We start from the raw sequence: 21239 nt of genomic DNA, 5'->3' as shown, positions 1-21239 counted from the left end.
CTGTTAACCCTGTGATTACCCTCAAGCACATCGGCGACGCCTGCGCCCTGTCCAAAGCCACCGTCTCGCTGGCGTTACGCGACGACCCTCGCATCCCGGAAGCCACGCGCACTCGCGTAAAACAGGCCGCCCAAAAACTCGGCTATCGGATGAATCCGCTCGTCGCGGCGCACTCGACCTACGTACGTACCGCGCGCGAAAGCAAAACCACGACGGTGCTCGGCTACCTCACGAATTGGGCGCCTTCTGCCCAGCCCGCCTCCAGCCTCGTGAATCAACGCATTCTGGCCGGAATGGACGCGCGCGCCAAAGAACTCGGCTACCGCGTTGATCGCTTTCAATTGATGCAGCAAGGCCGCACCGAACGCCGCCTCAGCCGCATTCTGGCCGCGCGCAATATCATGGGCGTCGTGATCGCCGATCTCGCCAAAGCGCATAGCGCGCTCGACCTCGATTGGCAGAACGTCGCCTCCGTCGCGATCGGCTACGGCCTGCGCTCCCCGCTGGTGGATCGCGTATGCCACGACCAATACGGCTCCATGCGGCTCTTGATGTCAGAACTGACGCAACTGGGCTACAAGCGCATCGGCCTGGCCATGGAGCACCGGCAGGACGAGCGCACCAGCAACATGATTCTCGCCGCCTATCTCGCCCATCAACAACTGCAGGGAAACGACCCTGTTCCGCCGCTGCTGCCGGCCGAATGGAACAAAGATGTCTTTCTTCCATGGTACCGCCGTCAGAAACCAGACGTGATCGTTAGCGTGCTGGATGACGTTGTAAGCTGGCTTCGCGAAGAGGGCGTCAGCGTTCCCAACAAGGTCGGCTTCGCTTCAGTTTGTGTGCTCAAAGCCGGCCAATCCGGCATCTACCAACATTTCGAAGCCATCGGAGCCGCCGGCGTGGATCAACTCGTCTCCCAGCTGCACACCAATAAACGCGGTCTGCCCGAACATCCGGCGACTAATCTCATTCTGGGTTCCTGGCGCCTGGGTGAATCCGTGCGCAATATCACTTCATCGGAGCGGCGCATCGCAAAAAAATAGCACCCAATTCACCGCATCCGAAAAATGATCGCACACGCCAGTCATAGCCTCGCGAGTATCGCGTAATACCGATATGGAAACCGTCCCGGAAAAAGAAGGCGGATCATCGAGCAATTCTGAGGCGCATCAGGCGTTAACTGAGCGCTGGGTGGCCTCAGCAACCTAGTGTTCAACGCAGCGGATTAAGCATATTCAAAGCCCCGATTCTGGACGTCTTACGATTCCATTCACTTGGTTTCGGACATCTTTTGAATCCAAGGGGGAAAACCTGATATTCGGCTTCCATCGAACCGGCGGACAACTTGTCGTTCCAGAAGGCGGCAGATCATGGTTCAATCGACAGCCGGGAAAACGAGATAACAGGGGCAAAGTCCCTTTCTCTCTCCGCATCGCTCCCTGCTCAGCCCCCGCTAGCCCATCCGCTTCCGCCTACTTAGGCTTCGACGTGTCACCCGCACTTTTTTCGCTGCCATCGCTGTACGACAGCGACGCATAGACCACCCCCACCAGATTGTCCCGAGTCACCCGCTCCGGATCTTCGCGCTCGTTATTGATCCCCTGCACCCGCCAGCCCTTCGTCTCCCGCGCCAGCGTCTGGTGAACCACCAACTTCGCCCGCCGGTTGGTATAGACCACATTCATGCCCGGCTTCAGCTCGTCGTAGCTAATCTTGCTGAGCACCAAAATCGTGTTCTCCCCGTAAACCGGCTTCATCGAGTCCCCCGCCCCGATCACCTCGGAACGCCCCGGAGCCAGCGCCGCGATCGCCTCCGCATCCTTCCATGCCTGGAGCTTGCTTGCATTCGCACTCGGCGCAGTCGGCGGCGTCTTCCCATGCGAAGCCGGAGCCTCCGCCCGCCCATCCACCAGTAACAACCCCATCAGCCCAAATGCCACCAACCACTCGCACATCACCTTCACGCCCTGCCGGCTTAACCGCTGAAAAACCGGCCGCGCAAACGACAACAACTTCATGGGCATCATCTCGCATAAATCGGCCATCCACACCCGCTCTGAAATTTGCCCCGTAAAATCCATGTAAATGACCTTTAACTAACGGACGACTATGCGTTTTGCGTTCAGTGTACGCCCGTTGTCGCCGAACAGGGATAAGTAATAGTGCCTATGAAACGACTCGTTATCATCGAAGACCAGACTGCCATCCGCGAAATGCTCGTCGAGATCCTGCGCAGCGACCCCAACTACCAGCTGGTCGGCGAAAGCGGCGACGGCCAGAGCGCCTACAACCTCTGTCTGGACGTGAAGCCCGACCTCCTCGTCCTCGATGCCAAGCTCCCCGGCCTCAACGGTGTCGATCTCCTCCGCCGCATCGGCAAACAGCTCAAAAACGTCCGCGTACTCGTTTTCTCAGGACACGAAAACCCGGTCCTCGTCCGCGAAATGCTCGAAGCCGGCGCCCACGGCTTCGTCGAAAAGACTGCCGGCCTCATCGAATTTAAGAAGGGCCTCGAAACCGTCGCCGGTGGCGGCACCTATTTCGGCCCCGCCGTCGCCGCACTGCTCCGCAACGTCGTCGCCAATCCCGCTTCCAGCTCGACCGCCGACTTCCTAACCGACCGCGAACGCGAAATCCTCCAGCTCGTCGCCGAGAGCCACAGTACCAAGGAAATCGCCTCCAAGCTCGGCATCAGCGTGAAGACCGTGGACAACCACCGCACCAATTTGATGCGCAAGCTCAACCTCCACGACGTCGCCAGCCTCACCCGCTACGCCCTCGAAGTCGGTCTCATCGAGCCCCGCAAGCTCGCCTGATCCATCCTCTCACTTTCCTCGTCCCACCAAGCCGCACCACCCGTGCGGCTTTTTTATTTCTCCGAATAGAGGGACGACCTCCGTGTCGTCCGCCACCCATCGCAATCCGCGACCACGTCGCATCACTCTCGCCTCCTCTACTTACCTAATCACCCCACCCGCCCAGCCGCCTCCCGATAACGCTCCGCCAGCACGCCGATCACCCGCGCATCCGCGCCGATCGTCTCCGTCATCCAAGTACGCAACCCTGGCCGCTCCGCCTTCGCCGCCTCGCAAATCTCCGCGATGTCTCCGCCAGCGCCTGCATGACGCCCCGGCGATAAAAACTGCAACGCCAGCACCACGTCCCCCGCATCGAACGGCGCCGCCCTCAGCCGCTCCGCGAGCAACGGCCGGTTAAACGCATACTCCGCCCCCTCGCGACTCTCCATCGAGGCCATGCTCACCTCCGCGACTTCAGCACCTAGCAAGCCCGCCACCTGACACGCGAGATGATCCCTCACCTGCGCCACACCGCGCAACGGACTCCCGTGATCGACCACCACGACTTTGGCGCTCGTCAAATTCTCCCGCCGGATCGTCGCCCGCACAGCGGCCGCCAAAGCCCCCGCCACCCGGCCATCTTCCAAGCCGACATCCACCAGCCAGCCCGCCTGCTCCAGCCGCGCATCCGGAAACTTCGCACGCAGCGCCGCGACTCGCTCCGGTACGTAAACCGTCAGCGCTGCGCTCGGCCCAAAAAAGAAAGGCAGCAACACCGCCGGCCCCTTGGCCCCCTCCGCTAGCCACTCGCTCAGCGCTGGCTCCAACAACTGCGCCCGCTCTCCGCCCAATTCGCCCGCATCCACGCCGCTCGAATGCAGCAACGACACCGCCTTCACCGTCGCCCCGATCTCGCCTTCCAATGCCTTCGCCACCGCACGCAAATTCAGTGTCGATGCCGGGCGCAGCGAACCATTATCGAACAGAAAACACGTCGGCAGATACGGGGATTTCACGAGTCAGTGGCGCACAGGGGATAAATGACTTGCCGACGCAATTCCGTTACTCAATAAGGTCAACCACTGCTGACTTTCCACCATCTCATGAACCTCTTCTCGAAGTCTCTTTCCCTCGCTCTTCTCAGTGCCGTCGTCGCCCTCACCGGCTGCGTTAAAAAACCTTCCCGGCCTGATCCGAATTCGACCGTCCTCGGTCAACAAGGTGGTGGTCTTGGCGGTGGCGTTGGTGGCGACTTCGGCCAAGGTCTCCTGGAGCCAGGCACCGACCTCACTGCCCGCACCGACGGCCTTCTCGTTGACGGCGACCTCCTCCGCGGTTCCGAACCCGTTTTCTTCGACCTCGACCGCGCCGGCATCAAAGAAAGCGAACGCGCTAAGATTCAAAAGGCCAAGGCCCACCTCGACGCCAACCCCACCCACCGCGTCCTTTTCGAAGGCCACTGCGACTGGCGTGGCACCGCCGAGTACAACCTCGGCCTCGGTGACCGCCGCGCTGCCTCCGCCAAGAAGTACCTCGAGACCCTCGGTATTCCCGCCGCTCGCATCGAAGTCATCTCCAAAGGCGACATCGACGCCAAAGAAAACGCTTCCGACGCCGACATGGCGAACGACCGCCGCGCCGACATCATCTTCATCACGAAGTAAGCCCCTCGCGCACTTCTCAAAACTTAAAAAGCCCCGGAGCAATCCGGGGCTTTTTGTTTTCTATATTTCTCTTCGCGCGCGTTTATCGCGGCCTACTTCCTCGCCGCTTCGCTCCACCGCTTCAACGCCACGCCCGTCAGCGAACGCTCCGCCTTCTCTATCTCATCGCGCGTCCCTGCAAAAACAATTTCTCCACCCGCGCTTCCGCCCCCCGGCCCGAGATCGATGATCCAGTCCGCCAGATTGATCACGTCCAGATTGTGCTCGATCACGATGACCGTATTCCCCGCGTCGCGCAGTTTGAAGAGCAGATCCATCAAGTTCTGGATGTCCGCCCAGTGCAGCCCCGTCGTCGGCTCGTCCAAAATATAGAGCGTGTGCCCTTGCTGACGCTTGCTCAGCTCAAGCGATAGCTTGATGCGCTGCGCCTCACCACCCGAGAGCGTCGTCGCCGACTGCCCGAGTGTGAGATACCCGAGTCCGACCGCATTCAACGTCTCCAGCTTGTCCATGATCCGCGGGATATTCCGGAAAAGCCCCATCGCCTCGCGTACCGACATTTCCAGCACATCCGCGATGCTCTTGCCGTGAAACATCACTTCAAGCGTCTCACGATTAAACCGCTTTCCGCCACAACTCGGGCACGGCGCATACGCATCCGCCATGAACTGCATATCCAGTTTGATCACGCCATCGCCCTGACACCGCTCGCAGCGTCCACCGCGCACGTTAAACGAAAACCGGCTCGCCTTATACCCGCGCACTTTCGCCAGCGGCACCTGCTCAAAGAGATCGCGTAACAAATCCAGCAGCTTCGTGTACGTCGCCGGATTCGACCGCGGACTCCGCCCGATCGGCTCCTGGTCCACCTGCACCAGCTTCTCGAAGAAATCCAGATTCTCGATATGCCGGTGTTTCCCCGGAATCGACTTCGCGCCATTCAGCTTCCGTGCCGCCGCCGCAGCGAGAACGTCATTCACCAGCGTGCTTTTCCCCGAGCCTGAAACGCCCGTGACACACGTCAGCAAACCCACGGGAAAACGCGCATCCACGTCCCGCAAATTATGCTCCCGCGCCGCCCGCACCGTCAGCCACGTCCCATCCGCGATCTTCGTCTTCGCATCTTTCGAGACCGACATCTTCCGCGCCAGATAAGCGCCCGTCCGTGAAACCTTGTACGGCTGCGCCATGCACTCCGCCGGCGTGCCCTGAAACAGAATACGCCCGCCCTCCGCTCCCGCCTCCGGCCCGAGTTCGATGATCTCGTCCGCGATCCGCATCGTCTCTTCGTCGTGCTCGACCACCAGCACCGTGTTCCCGCGATCGCGCAATTCGATGAGTTGCTTGAGCAGCCGGTCGTTATCCGCGGGATGCAATCCGATGCTCGGCTCATCCAGCACATAAATCACGCCCATCAGCCCCATCCCCAACTGTGTCGCCAGCCGCACGCGCTGCGCTTCGCCACCCGATAGCGTGTCGTAGTCGCGATCCAACGTCAGATAACCCAGCCCCGTCTGCAGCAGGAAGTGCAACCGCTGCTCCACGCCCGTCACGATCTCGTTCAGCGCCTCATTCCCTGCCAGTTTCGCCACCAACTCCCGCCCAAACTCCGCCGCCTCGTTCACGCCCAACGCAAAAAACTCCGGCAGCGCTTTCCCGCCCACGCTTACCGCACTGCTCCGCGCGTTGAGCCGTGAGCCGTGACATTCCGGGCACTCCCCCGCGACCATGTACGTCGTCAGCCGTGCCTGAAACCCTTCGCTGTCCGTCTCGCGCCAGCTCTCTTCCAGCATCGGAATCACCCCGGCAAACACCATGGCCTTCGGCTCCCGCATCCTCTTCAGCTTAAACGCAAACAACCGCTCTCCCGCTCCGCGCAGCAAAATCTCCCGCGTTTTCTCCGGTAGATCCTTCCACGGCTTCTCCGCGTCAAACGGCAGCTGCTCCGCGAGCTGCTTGAGGATCGCGTTGTGTTTTATGATCAGATTTTTCCCGCCGATACGCCACGGCTTGAGCGCGCCTTCGCGCACTGACTTCTCTGGATCCGGCACCACCAGCTCCGGTACAAACCGCAGCTTCCGCCCCAGCCCGCCACATGTGCCGCACGCGCCTTCATTGTGGTTAAATGAAAAATGCCTCGGCGTGAGCTTCTCGAAAACGTCGCCGCAAATCTCGCACGCCAGCGACTGGCTGAGCGTGATTTCCCGCCACGGCGCATCCGCCGTTTTCTGCGCCAGCACGACTGCCCGATCGCGTCCTTCGCGAAACGCCAGTTCCAGCGAATCCGCCATCCGGCTACGCTGATCCGCATTCGCCACCAACCGATCCACCACCAGATCCACCGTAATCTCCTTTGCGCCGCTTGGCACCAGCTTCGGATCGTCGAGACTCTTGATCTCTCCATCCAGCCGCACGCGCTGAAACCCGCGCTGCCGCAACCTCGGCAGTTCTTCCCTCAACACACTCGGCTTCGCGTTCATCAGCGGCGCCAGTAACAGCACACGTTCCCCCGGCACTTCGGCAAACACGCGCGCCACATTATCGTCCAGCGACCGCTGCGTCACCCGCCCGCCGTCTTTCGGACACCGTTGCTCCCCATGAAGCGCCCACAGCAACCGCGCATAATCCGCGATCTCCGTCACCGTCGCGATCGTGCTCCTCGGCGAACCGTTTCCCGTCCGCTGCTCGATCGCCAGCACCGGCGACAGCCCATGAATAAAATCCACATCCGGCCGCTTCAGCTGCTCCAGCACCTGTCTCGCCTGCGTGCTGAGCGACTCCATGTATTTGCGGTAGCCCTCCGCGTAAATCGTGTCGAAAGCCAGCGACGACTTCCCCGACCCGCTCGGCCCCGTGAGCACCACCAGCTTCCCGCGCGGCAGACGCACCTCGAGATTTTTGAGGTTATGTTCCCGGGCTCCTTTAACGTGAATGTGTGTCGCAGCCTGCATGAAGATAAACGCGCACGTTCGTCATTTCGCGCCGCGCGTCAAAACCCGACCAACAGTTTTCACACCCACCCGCCAAAGCTTCTTCCTTGAACGGCCTCCATCCCTCTCTTTGCTAACCCGCACCACCCCGCATGTCCGCCGCTCCTTCAGCGGCGACACCCCAGATCTCCCGCGACAGTTTTCATCCATGTCCGCGAAACTTCCCATGCGAACTCCCGCCACCGCCTGTCCCGCTCTCAGCCTCCGCCCCACCGCCCGCATCGCCACCAGCCTCGCCCTCGCCGCGTTTTCCGCTTCCGCCGCCTTCGCCGTCTCCTTCGACTGGCACGGCCTCACCGGCAGCTTCGACAGCACCTTGTCCGCCGGCGGCATCTACCGGCTCCAGGCCCCCAACCCCGAGTTCTACGGCCTCGCCAACGGCGGCCAGCAAAACTCCGTCAACGCCGACGACGGCAATCTCAACTACCCCAAGGGCTGGGCCTCCCAGGTCTTCAAAGGCACTCACGATCTCGAACTTCGCTACAACAACTTCGGCGCCTTCGTCCGCGGTACTTATTTCTACGACGTCGAAAACAAAGACGCCGACCGCGCCCGCACCCCGCTTTCCGACGACGCCCTCGACCGCGTCGGCTCCGACGCCCAATGGCTCGACATGTATGTGCGCGGCCAATTCGAGATCGCCGGCCGCTCCCTCGATCTCCGTTTCGGCCGCCAGGTGCTAAGCCTCGGCGAGAGCACCTTCATTCCAAACGGCATCAACGTCATTAACCCCGTCGATGTCTCCCGCCTTCGCGTCCCCGGCTCTGAACTCCGCGAGGCATTGCTCCCGGTCAACATGCTCAAGGCCGCCGTCGGCCTCACCGACACGATCTCCCTCGAAGCCTTCTGGCTCCTCGAATTCCGCCGCACCGAGATCGACCCTGCCGGCACGTATTTTAGTTCCAATGACTTCGCCACCCGCGGCGGCCGCAACGTCTACCTCGCCTTCGGTGCCCTCTCCGACCAGCAACCGCTCGGCGGCATCCCCCGCGACCTCGATCACGAGGGCAACAACTACACCCAGTACGGCGCCAATCTGAAACTCTCCGTCCCCGCCCTAGCCGACACCGAGTTCGGTCTCTTCTTCGCCAACTACCACAGCCGCCTCCCCGTCATCAGCGCGGTCACACCCACCGGCTCCATCAACACCAACCTCACCGGCCCGCTCACCGCCGTCTTCATGCGCGCCGGCCTCGACTCCACCACCGCCGCCGCCCAAGCCGCCGGACTTTTCCAGATCATCGTCCTCGCTCAAACCAATCCCGGCGCTCTCACCTCCGGCCAGATCTCCACACTCAACGCCCCGCAAAGTCAGGCCGCCATCGCCGGTGCCCGTCAGATCGCGCTTCTCACCGCCGCCGCCACGGGCCGCTACTTCATCGAGTACCCCGAAAACATCCGGATGCTCGGCCTCAGCTTCAACACCAGTCTCGATTCCCTCGGCATCGCCTGGCAGGGCGAAGTCTCCTACAAGCATGGCGTCCCGCTCCAGGTCGACGACGTCGAACTCCTCTTCGCCACGCTCTCCGCCCTCGACACCACCGGCGGCACGAACTTCGGCGCCAGCAACCAGCTCGGCAACTACCGCGGCCAGTACCGCGCCTACGTCCCCGGCTTCAAACGCGAAGACGTCTGGTCCGTCCAATCCACCATGACCAAGGTCTTCGGCCCCATGCTCCGCGCCAACCAGCTCACCGTCCTCGGCGAGGTCGGCGCCATCTACGTCCCCGATCTCCCCAGCCAGAACACCCTTCGCTTCGACGGCGCCGGCACCTTCACCGGCGGCTCCCAAGCTATGATGAACAGCGCCGGCTTCAGCACCGTCCCCGCCACGCCCACCGCCGCCTTCCCCGACGGTCTTTCCTGGGGCTACCAGCTCCTTGCTCGTCTCGATTACAACAACCTCTTCTCCGGCGTGAACCTCGCCCCCTCCGTCGCCTTCACCCACGACGTCCGCGGCAACACCCCGCTTCCGCTCGGCAACTTCATCGAGGACCGCAAGTCCCTCAACGTCGCCGCCGAGTTCACCTGGCAGAACGCCTGGTCGTTGGAGTTCCGCTACGTCAACTTCTTCGGCGGCGGCCGCTACAATCTCCTCGCCGACCGCGACTACGCCTCCACCACGGTCAAATACTCGTTCTAAGTCCACATTCCCGTCGGCACCTCTCGATTCAAAATCAGACGAGTGCCGTCGCACTCCGACTGAAATCCCGGCTCCCCGTCTCCTCACCTCAGCCTCGACCGCCACACAGACATCACCCGCTTATTGGCCTCTCAACCCTCTGTGCCACCTCCGTGCTCTCTGTGTAATCTTCCGAAAAAAACTCACGTCACTCCTTCCGCCATGATGAACCACTCATCGCTCTCCCGCATTCGTAACCTGGCTCTTGCCTCCGTCCTCCCCCTGTTCGCGCTCACCGCCCTAGCCGCCATCTCCGACGCCGATCTCGCCCGCCTCGGCAACGAACTCACCCCCCTCGGCGCCGAGCGTGCCGCCAACTCCGCCGGCACCATCCCCGCGTGGGACGGCGGCATCACCACCCCTCCCGCTGGCTACAAGGTCGGCGATCATCACCCCGATCCCTTCGCCGCCGACCAGCCGCTCGTCACCATCACCGCGTCCAACCTCTCCGAATACGAGAGCCGCCTCACCCCCGGCCACGCCGCGCTCCTCAAAGCCTACCCCACCTACAAGATTGTCCTCTACCCGTCCCGCCGCAGCGCCTCCTACCCCCAGTCCTTTTACGACGCCACCAAGAGCACTGCCGGCACCGCACGCCTCACCGACACCGGCAACGGTCTTCAGGGCGCTTTCATCGGCACGCCCTTCCCCGTCCCCCAAAACGGACTCGAAGCCATCTGGAACCACCTCGTGCGCTACCGCGGCGAAGCCGCGATCCGCTACGTCGGCCAGGCCGCTCCCCAACGCAACGGCAGCTACAATCTCGTCCAGTTTAAGGACGAGTTTCTTTTCCACTACAACCACCCCGGCGTCACCGAAGCCACCCTCGACAACATCCTCCTCTACTACAAGCAGTCCACCACCGCCCCCGCCCGCCTCGCCGGCTCCATCCTCCTCGTCCAGGAAACCCTCGATCAGGTCAAAGAACCCCGCCGCGCCTGGATCTACAACGCCGGCCAGCGCCGCGTCCGCCGCGCCCCGAATGTCGCCTACGACTCCCCCGGCACCAACTCCGACGGCATGAGAACCAACGACCAGCTCGACATGTTCAACGGCGCTCCCGACCGCTACGATTGGAAGCTCGTCGGCAAAAAAGAACTCATCGTCCCCTACAACGCTTACAAACTTCACAGCGACTCGGTAAAAGTCGCCGACATCCTCAAGCCCCTCCACATCAATCAAGATCTCGCCCGCTACGAACTTCACCGCGTCTGGGTCGTCGAAGCCACGCTCAAGCCCGGACAGAGTAACATCTACGCGCGCCGCACCTTCTACATCGACGAAGACAGCTGGCAGATCCTCGCCGCCGACCAATACGACACCCGCGGCCAGCTCTGGTACGTCTCCGAGGCCCACTGCATCAATTACTACGAAGTCCCCACCTTCTGGAGCACCCTCGAAGTCCACACCGACCTCGTCTCCGGCCGCTACCTCGCCTTCGGCCTCGATAACGAAAACAAGATGTACGACTTCTCCGTGAAGCCCGCCCTCTCCGACTTCACCTCTAGCGCCATCAGCCGCGAAGGCGTCCGCTGACGCAGCCTCTTTCTCATACTCTTTCGTCAGCGCCCCTCCCGAACCGCGTGGGCAACGCCTTTACGCGGCGCGCCACGTCTCCCGCCTTGTCATCCCGCCGCCAGCCCGAACACTCCGGCGCCATGCGGGCCCTCGCAGGCAACTCCCACCAGTCGTCCACGCGCTCAGTCCGGAATCCCCTTCCGCTCACTCTGCGCCAGCTCATCGTCCTCGTTTCTCTGCTCGGTCTCGCGCTTGCCCCGCTCGCGCACGCCGCCTCGCCGATTCCCCACGCCGCCCGCGGACTCCTGCTTGATGCCGCTCTCAACGGCCACGCCATCGTCGCCGTCGGCGAACGCGGTGCCATCGTCCGCTCCGTCGATTCCGGCGAGACCTGGGAATCCCTCGCCTCGCCCACCCACGCCACCCTCACCGGCATCGCCTTCGCCAACCCCACCATAGGCTGGGTCGTCGGCCACGACGGAGTCATCCTCTACACCCGCGACGGCGGCGAAACCTGGACCGAACAATTCCACGCCGAAGACCGCGAGACCGTCTTTCTCGATGTCGCCGCCATCGACACCGCCCGCGCCATCGCCATCGGCGCTTTCGGCGTCTGCTACACCACGCGCGACAGCGGCCGCAACTGGCTCCGCCAGCACCTCTCCGAAGAAGACAACCACCTCAACCGCATCACCCACGGCCACGACAGCGAGCTCTTCATCGCCGGCGAACGCGGCACCCTCCTGCGCCTGCCCGCCTTCAACAAACCCGCCGAGCGCCTCGCCTCGCCCCACGAAGCCTCCTTCTACGGGCTCACCCCCGTCTCCACCGACACCCTCCTCGCGTATGGACTTCGTGGGCACATCTACCGCTCGCAAGACGACGGCTCCTCCTGGCAGCGCGTCGCGAGCCCCCTCCCCGCTCTTTTCTCCAACGCCCTCCGCCTCAAATCCGGCACCATCATCCTCTCCGGACAGGCCCGCGCCTTCCTCGTGAGCCGCGACGCCGGCCGCACTTTCCGCGCCTGGCAGCCCCCACTCACCACCGCCGTCGCCGAACTCCTCGAAGCCCCCAACGGCCTCCTCCTCGCCTTCGGTGAAGCCGGCGTCACCCGCCTCGAACCGCCCGATAACAACTCCGCCCCCGAAGCCCCGGCCCCTCTTTCGCCGTGAAGACCAACCTCATCACCGGCTTCGTCGAAAATCTCGTCTTCCGTTTTCGCGGCCTCGTCATCGCCGCCTTCGTCCTCCTCACCGCCTGGTGGGCCCTCTGCGCCGCGCGCACCCACGTCGATGCCAGCTTCACCAAACAGCTCCCGCTCGAACATCCCTACATCAAGGTTTTCACCCAATACCAGGACCAGTTCGGCGGCGCCAACCGCGTGCTCATCGCCGTCATGGCGAAAAACGGCGACATGTTTACGCCGGAGTTTTTTAACACCCTCAAGTCCGCCACCGACGAAGTTTTTTTCCTCCCCGGCGTAGATCGCGGCCAGGTCCAGTCCCTCTTCACACCCAACGTCCGCTACCTCGAAGTCGTCGAAGACGGCTTCTCCGGCGGCCCCGTCATCCCCTCCAATTTCCAGCCCACACCCGAAGCCTTCTCCGCCGTCCGCGAAAACATCATCAAGTCCGGCAAAGTCGGCCAGCTCGTCGCCAATGATTTCTCCGGCGCCCTCATCAGCGCGCGCCTCATGGAGATCGACCCCGCCACTGGCGAAAAAATCGACTACCTGCGCACCGCCGAACGCCTCGAAACCAACCTCCGCGAAAAATTCACCAGCCCCTCCGTCAGCGTCCACATCATCGGCTTCGCCCGCATCATGGGCGACGTCAGCGCCGGCGCCCGCGGCGTCCTCGTCTTCTTCGCTGCCTCATTCCTCATCACCGGCCTGCTCGTCTGGGGCTTCTCCCACTCGCTCAAACTCACCCTCGCTCCACTCCTCACCTCGCTCGTCGCGGTCGTCTGGCAGATGGGCGCGCTCAATATCCTCGGCTACGGCATCGACCCCATGTCGATTCTCGTCCCCTTCCTCGTCTTCGCCATCGCCATCAGCCACGGCCTCCAGATGGTCCGCGCCTTCCGCACCGAAGTCTTCGAGGGCAACGACAGCGTCACCGCCGCCCGCAGCGCCTTCCGCCAGCTCCTCATCCCCGGCGGCGTCGCCCTCCTCACCGATACCGTCGGCTTCCTCACCATGCTGGTCATCAAGATCGAGACCATCCGCGAGCTCGCCATCACCGCCTCCCTCGGTGTCGCCGCCATCATCGTCACCAACCTCTTCCTCCTCCCCCTCCTCCTCTCGTATCAAAAACTCCCCGCCCCCTACCGCGCCAAAATCGCCGCCCGTCGCAAAAAGACCGACGCGTTCTGGAAACATTTCTGCGTCATCATGGAGCCCGGCCCCTCCATCGTCATCCTCATCGTCAGCGGCCTCCTCGCCTTCTTCGCCTTCCACCAATCCCAAAAAGTCCGTATCGGCGACCTGCACGCCGGCGTCCCCGAACTCCGCCAGGACTCCCGCTACAACCTCGACAGCGCCCTCATCACCAAAAAATTCAGCATCGGCGTCGACGTCCTCACCGTCATCGTCGAATCCGTCCCCAACGGCTGCGTCGACCACGAGGTTGTCAGCCTCATCGACCAGTTCGAAGGCCGCCTCCGCTCCGTCCCCGGCGTCCAATCCGTCGTCAGCATCGCCTCCGTCGCCCGCCTGCTCAACGCCGGCTGGAACGAGGGCTCCCTCAAATGGCGCGTCCTCCCCCGCAACCCCCAGGCCCTCGCCCAGGCCGTCGCCCCCATCGAAACCTCCACCGGCCTCCTCAATGCCGACGGCTCCGTCATGCCCGTCTTCATCTTCCTCGCCGACCACAAAGCCGAGACCCTCGATGCCGTCGCCGACGCCGTGAAAGTTTTCCGCGAGGCCAATCCGTCCCCCAAAGCCCGCTTCCAACTCGCCAGCGGCAACGCCGGCGTCATGGCCGCCACCAACGAAGTCGTCGCCGCCGCCCAGTTTCCCATCCTCCTCTGGGTTTTCGGCGCCGTCATCGTCCTCTGCCTGCTCACCTTCCGATCCGTCGCCGCCACCCTCTGCATCGTCGCCCCGCTCGCCCTCGTCTCCTGGCTCGCCTACGTCGTCATGGTCTGGCTCGAGATCGGCCTCAAGACCTCGACCCTCCCCATCATCGCCCTCGGCGTCGGCATCGGCGTCGATTACGGCATCTACCTTTTCGCCCGCCTCCAGGCCACCCTCCGCAACGGCGAATACTTCGAAGACGCCATGCTCGCCGCATTCATCCAGACCGGCAGCTCCATCGTCTTCACCGGCCTCGCCCTCGCCATCGGCACCGGCATGTGGGTCTTCTCCGACCTCAAATTCCAAGCCGATATGGGCCTGCTCCTCACCTTCATGTTTCTGGTCAACATGCTCGCCGCCATCGTCATTCTGCCCGCGATGGCCCGCTGGTTCTTCCACCACCACACCCGCCGCCGCCCGATTCTTCCGCTGTAACCCCGCGCGAAAATCGCTGTCCGCCCTCGACGCCACGCTCCCACACTCACTCCTTTATCGCTCATGCCCGACACCGCCAAAACCGACTCCGAACCCCTCCTAAGCCCGCCCCAACGCCGCATCCTCGGATTCTCCATCAGCTTCTTCTGCCTCGTCGCTTCCATCGCGCTCATCGTCCTCATCGGCATCGTGCTCGGTCGCCTCATCGGCTTTTTCTCCAACGTCCTCTGGCCGCTCGCCGTCGCCGGCATCATGGCCCTCATCCTGCGCCCCGTCGTTGACCGCCTCGAACATAAATTCCGGGGACGCCGCCTCGCCGCGGTGATCGTCCTCTTCTGCGTGTTCACGCTCACCGTTGCGGGCATCGGTTTCGCCATCATCCCCCAGCTCGCCGGACAGATCCTCGACTTCTTCACCAACTTCCCCGCCACCTGGGAACGCATGGTCGCGTACGCGAAGATCAACTACCCCGCCTGGAACGCCACCGTCGAGCGCCTCCTCGAACAACCCATGATCGCCGGCATCGTCGAAAGCCTCCGCGAACAGGCCGGCAAAGTCCCCGCCGCCATGCTCCCTTCGCTCAAGGCCGTCGGCGGCGGTTTCTTCGCCATGCTCAGCTTCTTCACGCACGCCATCGTCATCCCCATCTACCTATTCTTCTTCCTGCTCTCACGCGGCGAACCCACCCATAAGCTGCCGGAAAACCTGACCTTCCTCCCTGATAACGCCCGGACCGACATCGTCTTCCTCCTCCGCGAATTCATCGGCATCGTCGTCTCATTTTTCCGCGGCCAGCTCGTCATCGGCCTCATCATGGGAGCGCTCCTTTCGGTAGGCTTCTCGATCATCGGCCTCCAATACGGCCTCGTGCTCGGCCTCATCCTCGGCATTCTCAATATCGTTCCTTACTTGGGCACGATCGTCGGCCTTGTCCTCACCATCCCGCTCGCATTTCTCCAGCCCGAAGGCGGCCCGCAACTCGCCGGCCTCGTGCTCGTCGTTTACGTCATCGTTCAAAACATCGAAGGCTGGTTCCTCACTCCCAAAATCATGGGCGACCGCACTGGCCTTCACCCGGTCATTATCATCGTCGCCATTTTCTTCTGGGGCACCGCGCTCGACGGCGTCCTCGGCATGGTCCTCGCCATCCCCCTGACTGCCTTCTTCGTGACTGCCTGGCTCCTCTTGAAGAAAAAATACTTCGCCCCTATCCCCCGCGCCACCATCGCCACCCCCTCGGTCGCGCGAAAGTAAACCGCGGACATCCCCCTCCCGCCGATCCGCGCCCCTGCTCACAGCGCGCTCTCGTACAACTGCTCGTACGCCAGCGCCGCCTTCTGCCAGCTAAAGTCCCGCGCCATCCCGCGCGCCTGCACTGCCGAGTAAGTCACCTTGTCCTGGAAAAGCGCCGCTGCCCGCTTCAATCCCCAGCCAAGTCCCTCGGCCGTCGGATCGAAACTGATCCCCGTGCCTTCATCCGGTGACGCGTTGAAATCCGTCACCGTGTCCACCAGCCCGCCCACGCTGCTCACCAGCGGCACCGTGCCATAAGCTTGTGAATACATCTGGTTCAGCCCGCACGGCTCGAACAGCGACGGCATCACGAAAAAGTCGCTCCCCGCCTCCACCAGATGGCTCAGCGCCTCGTCCAGCTTCTGCGCGAGCGCGATTTTCCCCGGTGCCCCCGCCGCCAGCTCCCGCACCGCCTGCTCCAGCTTGCGATCTCCCGCGCCAAGAATCACCAGTCGGCAATCCCGCTTCAGGAAAAACTCCCGGTTCGCCAGCACCAGCTGCACGCCCTTCTGCTCCGCCAGCCGGCACACCATCCCGAAAACCGGCACATTCGCCGCCGCCGGCTCCAGCTTCATCTTCTTCAAAAGCTCCGCGCGACACACTGCCTTACCCGCCAGATTGCCCGCCGAGTAACGCGCCGGCAGATGCTCGTCGCTCACCGGATTCCACACCGCCGTGTCGATCCCATTGATCAACCCCACGATGTCCTCGGCTCGCGTCCCGACAACACCGTCCAGCCCGCAGCCAAACTCCGGCGTCTGGATCTCCCGCGAATAACGCGGACTCACCGTCGTCACGCGGTCCGAGAACAAAATGCCCGCCTTCATGAAACTCATCTGCCCGTAAAACTCCACGCCATCGATGCCCATGAGTTCCTCCGGCAGGTTCGTCCGATAAAACGACCGCATCGGAAACACACCTTGGAACGCGATATTATGAATCGTGAAGATTGTCTTGAGCGTGAGCGTCACCCCGTGACGCCGCTCCGCGTAGCGCAGAAACAACGGCATCAACGCCGCCTGCCAGTCATGCGCGTGAACAATGTCCGCCCGCATATTCGTCAGCCGCAGCGTCTCGGCCACGGCCTTGCAGAAAAAAATATAGCGGTGGTGATTGTCTTCATAATCACGCTCCCCGTTTCCGTACGGCGACTTGCGATCAAAAAATTCCTCACGGCAGATCAGATAAATTTTGAGATTCGTCCGCGGTGAAAACATCCGCACATCCCCGCTCATGAACGTGTCGCCCATCTCGATCTTCAGCGGCATCACCTTCTCCGCATTAGCGGCATCGCGATGATCCACCACCGCCCGATAGCCCGGAATGAACACCGAAACGTCATGCCCGTGCCCCGCCAGCGTCGCGCACAGCGAGCCCACCGCATCCGCCAGCCCGCCGGTTTTGACGTATGGGAAAAGCTCGCTGGCCACGTGGACGATTTTCATGGCCACCACGCTAGGCGACCGCCTTCCTTCATTCCAACCTCAAACCTTGGGCATGGAGCGTGTTGCGTTGCCCACTACGCCGGTCAACCTGATCCCCGCATGAAACTCCGCGAAGCCATCCTCGCCGCCCTTGCCCGCCCCGACTACCGCCCCACCGACGAAACCGGCCTCACCCGCTTCCTCGGCCTCCAGAAGAAGGAAAAAAAGTTTTTAATCCACGAGGTCCGCCTCCTCCTCGCCAAAGGCCAGCTCCAGCGCTTCCGCGGCGACAACCTCATCATCGCCAAAGGCGGCGACGCCGGCGAAAACCTTCGTGGCCGCATGATGTTTCGCGCCGGCGGCTCCGCCATTTTCATCCCCGATGTCGAGACCGTCGGCAAAGGCGTCGATGCCATTCAAATCTCCTCCGACGACACCGGCGTCGCCCTTCACGGCGACCGCGTCGAAGTCCAGGTCAACGCCGCCCTCCAGCGCCGTCGCGACGGTCGCGGCACCGAGCAAACCGGCCGCGTCCTCCGCGTCATCGAACGCGCCCGCACCGAAGTCGTCGGTCACCTCCAGAAAATCCGCGGCCAGTTCTACATCACGCCCGACGATCCCCGCCTCATTCACGATATCTACGTTCCCGACCCTGCCCTCGGCACCGTGAAACCCACACCCGCTCCTGGAGACAAGGTCGTCGTCAAACTCGGCGAGTGGAAACAACGCGGCCAGAAACTCGAAGGCGTCATCATCGAGCGCCTCGGCAAAACCTTCGAGCCCCGCGCTGAACTCGCCGGCATCTACCGCAAGTACAACCTCGACACCCAATTCCCCGCCGAGGTCGAACGCGAGGTCGCCGGCATACCCTCAACAGTTCAGCCGAAGGAGCTCACCGGCCGTCACGACTATCGCGATACGCCGACCTTCACCATCGATCCCGACGACGCCAAGGACTTCGACGACGCGCTCTCCATCGAGCACCTCGACGGCGGCGACATCCGCATCGGCATCCACATCGCCGACGTCAGCGCCTACGTGAAACCCGGCACCGCCCTCGACCGCGAGGCCCAGAAGCGCGGCAACTCCACCTACCTCGTCGGCACCGTCGTCCCGATGCTGCCCGAAAAACTCTCCAACGGTCTCTGCTCCCTCGTCGAAGCCCAGGACCGCCTCTGCAAAGCCGTCTTCCTCACCTTCGATAAAAAGCAGCGTCTCAAGGAAACCAACTACGGCAACACCGTCATCCGCTCGCTCAAACGCCTCACCTACAAACAGGCCTACGCGTTTCTCTTCACCGACGACATCGCCAAAATCCGCGCCCTCCCGCTCCCGCCCAAACACCAGACCGGCTCCACCGGCCGCGCGCTCAGCGATCTCACCGACACCGAACTCACCAATCTCCAGACGTGGATTCGCGAGCTCTGGTCCATCGCCAAACGTCTCCGCTCAGACCGCATGACCAACGGCTCGCTAGATCTCGACATGCCCGAGACCAAGGTCTTCGTGGACGCCGAGGGCTACGCCGACCGCCTAGAAAAGATCGAGCACGACGAGAGCCATCAGCTCATCGAGGAGTTCATGCTCGCCGCCAACGAGGCCGTCGCCCGCGTTACGAAACAGTACAAACTCCCGTCCATCTACCGCGTCCACGACGAGCCGGACGCCGAGAAACTCGATGAACTCCGGCAGTTCCTCCACACCTTCGACATCGATTCCGGCGACCTTACCAAACGCGAAGGAATCATCCGCCTCCTCCAGACTCTGGAGAAACACCCGCAAGGCTACACGCTCCGCACCCAGCTCCTGCGCAGCTTGAAAAAAGCCGCCTATCGCGCGTCACCCGACGGCCACTACGGCCTCGCCAAGAAAGATTACACCCACTTCACCTCGCCCATCCGCCGCTACAGCGACCTCGTCGTCCACCGCGTCTTCGATCACTACCTCGTCAAACACGCCGGCCAGCCCGCCATCGGCGGAGCCAGACCCGCGCTCACCCTCGGCCAGATGGAATCCATCGGCGAGCACCTCAGTCTCACGGAAGTGAACAGCGCCGAAGCCGAGCGCGAGAGCGTGAAGATCAAGCTCCTCGAATTCTTCGAGCGCGAGTTGGCCAAAGACGTGAAGACCAAGTTCGACGCCGTCATTACCGACGTTCGCGGCAACGGCCTCTTCGTCGAGCTCACAGAGTCCATGACCTTCGGCTACATCTCCGCCGGCTCGCTCACCGACGATTACTATCAACTCAACTCCGATGGCTCCGCTCTCGTCGGCCGTAAGACCAAGCGCAGCCTCGAACTCAGCGGCCACATCACCGTCGTCGTCGAAAAAGTGGACCGCTTCAAACGCCTCATCGATTTCCGCCTCGTCCCCGAAACTTCGCCCGCCGCCGCCGCCAAAAACGCCAAGCGCCCCGTCTTCTCACCAACCAAAACCCCCGCCCGCAACCAGCCGCCCACCGATCTCCGCCGCAAAAAAGGCGGCAAACCAGGACACAAGAAGCGCCGCTAAAACATCCCGCCCGCTTTGCGTTTTCCTCCCCGCTGGATTCCTCAGTCCTCCTCCATGAAACACTACGACTTCGCCAAAACTTTCCGCGCCATTTACGACAACGCCGTCGCCCAATACGCCAAAGGCGCCCGCGACACCGCCACGCTCCTCTCAGCTGAGGAAAAAGCATTTCTCTCCGCCAACGGCATCACCGCCCAGCACCTCTACGACTATGCAGAGGACCACAACAATTACTCCGGCGAGCCCGGTCCGGAAAACGCCCTCGGCATCGAGCTCATCCGCCGCGACTACTTCCTCAACGTCCAGGCCGGCAAACCCTCCTCCACCCTTCTCGACGAATCAAAACTCCCCGCGAAAACTGACTCCGTCCGCGGCATCGAATGGCTCCCGCGCATTATCCCCAAAGTGAAAGCCAAGCTCCGCGGCGAACTCCCCGCCTCGCTCATGTATGGCTGCGGCGGAGACCGCAAATTCCTCAAAGCCCATGACATCCTCCCCGCCGAGTTGCTAGCGCTCGTCTGGCGCCATCTCGACAACGACGCCGCCATTATCGACTGGGTAGTCCAACGCAGCGCCGCTAAATAAGCGCGCTCTGCTTCTGTTGCAGGCGGGGTCCCCCCACCCCGCTTTCACTCGCTCACTTAGGCCGGATCGGTGTGCGCGAATGCGTTCCATACAGCCGGTTCTCGCACTCCGGACAAAACCCGTGCGTGAACTCGATCCCCGCATGCTTGTTGAAATATTCCTCCAGCTTCGTCCAACGTCCGTCGTCCTCGTTGATTTTTTTGCAGCCCGCGCAGATCGGCAGCAGCCCGCGCAACTCGCGCAGCCGCGCATCCGCAGCCTCGCGCGCCGGCCGTAGCGCCGCGCGCTCCGTCTCCAGTTGATGACGGCTCAGTGCCAGCTCGATGGTCACCTGCAGCTGTTCTTGCGCGAAAGGTTTCAACACATACCCATACGGCTCCGCCTCCTTCGCGCGCTTCAACACGGCCGCTTCTGACTGGCCCGTGAGAAAGACCACCGGACGTCCAACGCTCTCCCGAATCCGCTTCGCCGCTTCCGCGCCATCGATCGATCCGCGCAGCCCGATGTCCATCAGCACGAGATCCGGCGCTAGCGCGAATGCCTGGCTCACCGCATCGTCACCGTTATCAACCACCGCCACGACTTCGTAGCCCAGCCGCAGCAACGTCTGTGCGATCACCTGCGAAACCAACGGATCGTCTTCAACAACCAGGATGCGGCGTTTGTTGGCCCTGGTCATCGGGCGGGAGAGCAATGGTGGTCCGGGCGCATCAATTTCTTGAGGACAACGTTAAGAACTTTTCCAACGCCTGCGTCCAGC

At 62.6% G+C, this 21239-nt stretch carries 15 protein-coding genes; 10 read left to right on the top strand and 5 right to left on the bottom strand.

Going from position 1 to position 21239, the window contains the following annotated elements:
* Positions 1-11: 11 nt before the first annotated feature.
* A complete protein-coding gene (locus tag CMV30_RS16470; protein ID WP_138223343.1) occupies positions 12-1046 on the top strand; it encodes a LacI family DNA-binding transcriptional regulator in 1035 nt (344 codons plus the stop codon).
* Between the two features lie 429 nt (positions 1047-1475).
* On the opposite strand, the gene CMV30_RS16465 is transcribed toward CMV30_RS16470, so the two are convergent.
* A complete protein-coding gene (locus tag CMV30_RS16465) occupies positions 1476-2048 on the bottom strand; it encodes a S24/S26 family peptidase (protein ID WP_138223342.1) in 573 nt (190 codons plus the stop codon).
* A 123-nt stretch (positions 2049-2171) separates the two neighbouring features.
* Here CMV30_RS16465 and CMV30_RS16460 point away from each other — a divergent pair, with 123 nt between their 5' ends.
* Positions 2172-2819 (top strand): response regulator, encoded by a 648-nt coding sequence (locus CMV30_RS16460; protein ID WP_096057036.1) that lies wholly within the window; start codon positions 2172-2174, stop codon positions 2817-2819.
* 149 nt (positions 2820-2968) lie between these two features.
* Here CMV30_RS16460 and CMV30_RS16455 read toward each other — a convergent pair whose 3' ends face one another.
* Positions 2969-3817: a sirohydrochlorin chelatase gene (locus tag CMV30_RS16455; RefSeq protein WP_217494414.1), complete on the bottom strand. Its 849-nt coding sequence runs from the start codon at positions 3815-3817 to the stop codon at positions 2969-2971.
* 87 nt (positions 3818-3904) lie between these two features.
* Here CMV30_RS16455 and CMV30_RS16450 point away from each other — a divergent pair, with 87 nt between their 5' ends.
* Positions 3905-4465 carry an OmpA family protein gene (locus CMV30_RS16450; RefSeq protein ID WP_096057035.1) on the top strand — a complete coding sequence of 187 codons (561 nt, stop codon included), beginning with the start codon at positions 3905-3907 and terminating at the stop codon, positions 4463-4465.
* Positions 4466-4557: 92 nt separating this feature from the next.
* Here CMV30_RS16450 and uvrA read toward each other — a convergent pair whose 3' ends face one another.
* Positions 4558-7416: an excinuclease ABC subunit UvrA gene (uvrA, locus tag CMV30_RS16445; RefSeq protein ID WP_096057834.1), complete on the bottom strand. Its 2859-nt coding sequence runs from the start codon at positions 7414-7416 to the stop codon at positions 4558-4560.
* A gap of 187 nt (positions 7417-7603) precedes the next feature.
* Between uvrA and CMV30_RS16440 the strand changes: the two genes are divergently transcribed.
* The 5 genes from CMV30_RS16440 (at position 7604) to CMV30_RS16420 (ending at position 15920) form a co-directional block, all read left to right on the top strand.
* Positions 7604-9598 carry a DUF1302 domain-containing protein gene (locus CMV30_RS16440; RefSeq protein ID WP_217494413.1) on the top strand — a complete coding sequence of 665 codons (1995 nt, stop codon included), beginning with the start codon at positions 7604-7606 and terminating at the stop codon, positions 9596-9598.
* A gap of 201 nt (positions 9599-9799) precedes the next feature.
* Positions 9800-11173 carry a DUF1329 domain-containing protein gene (locus CMV30_RS16435; RefSeq protein ID WP_096057033.1) on the top strand — a complete coding sequence of 458 codons (1374 nt, stop codon included), beginning with the start codon at positions 9800-9802 and terminating at the stop codon, positions 11171-11173.
* An 86-nt stretch (positions 11174-11259) separates the two neighbouring features.
* The gene (locus CMV30_RS16430) at positions 11260-12327 is read left to right on the top strand and encodes a WD40/YVTN/BNR-like repeat-containing protein (RefSeq protein ID WP_138223341.1); all 1068 of its coding nucleotides are present in this window, start codon (positions 11260-11262) and stop codon (positions 12325-12327) included.
* Complete coding sequence (locus CMV30_RS16425) at positions 12324-14666, top strand: efflux RND transporter permease subunit (protein ID WP_175414919.1); 2343 nt, start codon at positions 12324-12326, stop codon at positions 14664-14666. Before CMV30_RS16430 ends, CMV30_RS16425 begins: the two co-directional genes overlap by 4 nt.
* Positions 14667-14729: 63 nt before the next feature.
* Positions 14730-15920: an AI-2E family transporter gene (locus tag CMV30_RS16420; protein ID WP_096057031.1), complete on the top strand. Its 1191-nt coding sequence runs from the start codon at positions 14730-14732 to the stop codon at positions 15918-15920.
* Between the two features lie 38 nt (positions 15921-15958).
* Here the strand turns inward: CMV30_RS16420 and glgA are convergent, their stop codons facing one another.
* The gene (glgA, locus tag CMV30_RS16415) at positions 15959-17404 is read right to left on the bottom strand and encodes a glycogen synthase GlgA (protein ID WP_096057030.1); all 1446 of its coding nucleotides are present in this window, start codon (positions 17402-17404) and stop codon (positions 15959-15961) included.
* Positions 17405-17503: 99 nt separating this feature from the next.
* On the opposite strand from glgA, the gene CMV30_RS16410 reads away from it, so the two are divergent.
* Entirely contained in the window at positions 17504-19894 is a 2391-nt protein-coding gene (locus tag CMV30_RS16410; protein ID WP_096057029.1) for a ribonuclease R family protein, read from the top strand.
* A gap of 54 nt (positions 19895-19948) precedes the next feature.
* Positions 19949-20479, top strand: a complete 531-nt coding sequence (locus CMV30_RS16405; RefSeq protein ID WP_096057832.1) for a DUF5069 domain-containing protein — start codon at positions 19949-19951, stop codon at positions 20477-20479.
* Between the two features lie 52 nt (positions 20480-20531).
* On the opposite strand, the gene CMV30_RS16400 is transcribed toward CMV30_RS16405, so the two are convergent.
* Entirely contained in the window at positions 20532-21158 is a 627-nt protein-coding gene (locus tag CMV30_RS16400) for a response regulator (protein WP_096057028.1), read from the bottom strand.
* Positions 21159-21239 lie beyond the last annotated feature (81 nt).

Origin of the sequence: Nibricoccus aquaticus (assembly GCF_002310495.1) — a bacterium.
In the GTDB taxonomy this organism is placed as follows: Bacteria; Verrucomicrobiota; Verrucomicrobiia; order Opitutales; family Opitutaceae; genus Nibricoccus; species Nibricoccus aquaticus.
This window is presented reverse-complemented; position numbering and strand designations above follow the sequence as displayed.

What these genes read in the sequence shown, in the direction of transcription:
- CMV30_RS16405 (WP_096057832.1), top strand. Translation starts at nt 19,949, where the DNA reads ATGAAACACTACGACTTCGCCAAAACTTTCCGCGCCATTTACGACAAC.
- CMV30_RS16460 (WP_096057036.1), top strand. Translation starts at nt 2,172, where the DNA reads ATGAAACGACTCGTTATCATCGAAGACCAGACTGCCATCCGCGAAATG.
- CMV30_RS16435 (WP_096057033.1), top strand. Translation starts at nt 9,800, where the DNA reads ATGATGAACCACTCATCGCTCTCCCGCATTCGTAACCTGGCTCTTGCC.
- CMV30_RS16410 (WP_096057029.1), top strand. Translation starts at nt 17,504, where the DNA reads ATGAAACTCCGCGAAGCCATCCTCGCCGCCCTTGCCCGCCCCGACTAC.
- uvrA (WP_096057834.1), bottom strand. Translation starts at nt 7,416, where the DNA reads ATGCAGGCTGCGACACACATTCACGTTAAAGGAGCCCGGGAACATAAC.
- CMV30_RS16440 (WP_217494413.1), top strand. Translation starts at nt 7,604, where the DNA reads ATGTCCGCGAAACTTCCCATGCGAACTCCCGCCACCGCCTGTCCCGCT.
- CMV30_RS16450 (WP_096057035.1), top strand. Translation starts at nt 3,905, where the DNA reads ATGAACCTCTTCTCGAAGTCTCTTTCCCTCGCTCTTCTCAGTGCCGTC.
- CMV30_RS16400 (WP_096057028.1), bottom strand. Translation starts at nt 21,158, where the DNA reads ATGACCAGGGCCAACAAACGCCGCATCCTGGTTGTTGAAGACGATCCG.
- CMV30_RS16420 (WP_096057031.1), top strand. Translation starts at nt 14,730, where the DNA reads ATGCCCGACACCGCCAAAACCGACTCCGAACCCCTCCTAAGCCCGCCC.
- CMV30_RS16465 (WP_138223342.1), bottom strand. Translation starts at nt 2,048, where the DNA reads ATGGCCGATTTATGCGAGATGATGCCCATGAAGTTGTTGTCGTTTGCG.
- glgA (WP_096057030.1), bottom strand. Translation starts at nt 17,404, where the DNA reads ATGAAAATCGTCCACGTGGCCAGCGAGCTTTTCCCATACGTCAAAACC.